The sequence below is a fragment of the Aeromonas sp. HMWF015 genome (genome assembly GCF_963878965.1).
In the GTDB taxonomy this organism is placed as follows: Bacteria; Pseudomonadota; Gammaproteobacteria; order Enterobacterales; family Aeromonadaceae; genus Aeromonas; species Aeromonas veronii.
Genome location: NZ_CAWNZT010000128.1, coordinates 1 through 2,013, shown reverse-complemented (window position 1 = coordinate 2,013; position 2,013 = coordinate 1). Strand labels below are relative to the sequence as shown.

Genomic DNA, 2,013 nt, shown 5'->3' with positions numbered 1-2,013 from the left:
CCACCGCCACAGGTCCGTGACGACTGAGGGCATCCCGACTATCTACACCCCAAGTAACGCCAATGCGCGGCATGGCAATTGCCTCGGCCATCGCCATATCGTGAACAGAGTCGCCGATCATGACGGCCTGCCGGGGTGACAGCCCCAGCTCGTCCAGGATCTGCTCAAGCATCAGCGGATCAGGCTTGGAGCGAGCCTCATCGGCCCCACGACTGGTCACAAACAACGGGTGCAGCCCGGTCTCATCCAATACCCGATCCAGCCCACGGCGCGATTTGCCGGTAGCGACGGCCAGTTGCAGCCCCCGTGACTGCCAGTCATGCAGCAGCTCCCCTGCCCCAGAAAACAGCGGGCTGGGGGTGGTGTCGTGCAGATAGTGATGACGATAGCGATCGATGAGCATGGCAATCTGGCGCTCATCAATGGCGGTGCCACTGTCGCTACGCAAAGGGAACAGGCGGGACATGGCGACATCGAGGCTCAATCCGATGATCTGCCGGATCTGGGCTGGTGCAGGTACCGCCAGCTCACAATCTCTGGCGGCCCCTTGCACACAGGCAACAATCCGGCCTACCGAATCCATCAGGGTGCCGTCCCAATCGAAAATGGCGAGCCGGATATCCTGCATCAGCGTGGCAAGCCGTTGAGGAAGTTGTCGAGCTCAGGTGCCAGCGGCGCTTCTACCTGCATTTCGCGACCATCGGCCGGATGGGTGAAGCTGAGCTTCCAGGCATGCAAAAAGAGCCGTTTCAGACCTTGGCTGCGCATTTTCTCGTCAAACGCCGCTTCACCGTACTTATCGTCACAGGCGATCGGGTGACCGGCATGCAGGGTGTGCACGCGGATCTGGTGGGTACGACCAGTAATGGGGCTGCACTCGACCAGAGTCGCTTCTGCAAATTGACGCACGATGCGGAACCGGGTTTCGGAGGGCTTGCCATCGGCACTGACCCGCACAACCCGTTCGCCTGACTGCAAATCGTTTTTGCGCAGCGGCGCATTGACCACCTTGACGTGAGCTTGCCACTTGCCGCGTACCAGTGCCAGATACTGCTTGCGCATGGTCTTGACCCGCAACTGTTCATGCAGGCTGCGCAGGGCGCTGCGTTTTTTGGCAACCAGCAATACCCCAGAGGTGTCACGATCCAGTCGATGAACCAGTTCGAGGAAGCGGGCTTCCGGACGCAGTGCGCGCAGCCCTTCAATCACACCAAAGCTCAGGCCGCTGCCACCGTGTACGGCCATGCCGGAGGGCTTGTTCAGCACGATCATGGCATCGTCTTCGAACAGGATCTGGCTCTCCAGACGCTGGATAACCCCGAGGTTAGCTGAAGGCAGCTCATTCTTCTCGGCAACGCGCACGGGGGGCACCCGCACCTCGTCACCTGCGCAGAGTTTGTACTCCGGTTTGATGCGCTTTTTGTTTACTCGCACTTCGCCTTTGCGAAGGATGCGATAGATCAGGCTCTTGGGGACGCCCTTTAGCTGAGTCTTGAGAAAATTGTCGATGCGCTGCCCGTCATGCTCAGCTTCGATGGTGAGCAGCTGCACTTGTTGTTGTATCTGTGTCATGGCGCAGATTTTAACACTGCCAGCGCCCCTTGGCTGCATGGTTTGTTGAAAAATGGCGCCTTGCTATAAAAGAGGTTTAAATGGGATAATAAACAAGGTTTTGTCATTGTGTTCAAGCCTTGTACTAAGTGGCCAAAAAGTATGCCACCCAATCCCGAAACACCGTGTATACAAGAACATGACGGTTCCCGGGTGCGAGGTACAACGCATGGAGAACACAAACATCACCGTTTATTTGTCTCCATTTCGGCATCCTTATTCATTCCTTCTCGAGAAGTGATGACCAGAACGCCCTTAGTTTGCGCCTCATGCATACCCCAACCGGGAGGTTGCCCCAGTATGCTGAAGACCCGAGGCCGGCGCTGGCAGGACCCAGATGGAGGAAATCAAAATGACACAATAATGAGAACTCAATGAAAAGAATGCTTATCAACGCAACTC

Annotated in this window: 2 protein-coding genes; both read right to left on the bottom strand. The window is 56.8% G+C overall.

What is annotated here, in order from left to right; translation table 11 throughout:
* On the bottom strand, positions 1 to 628 hold a 628-nt coding region (locus tag AACS18_RS06600; RefSeq protein ID WP_108613972.1), incomplete at its 3' end, for an HAD-IA family hydrolase.
* Complete coding sequence (gene rluC / locus AACS18_RS06595) at positions 628 to 1,572, bottom strand: 23S rRNA pseudouridine(955/2504/2580) synthase RluC (protein ID WP_005351815.1); 945 nt, start codon at positions 1,570 to 1,572, stop codon at positions 628 to 630. The genes AACS18_RS06600 and rluC, both read right to left, overlap by 1 nt.
* Positions 1,573 to 2,013: the final 441 nt, after the last annotated feature.

Coding starts and splice junctions, on each gene's coding strand:
- rluC (WP_005351815.1), bottom strand. CDS start 1,572: ATGACACAGATACAACAACAAGTGCAGCTGCTCACCATCGAAGCTGAG.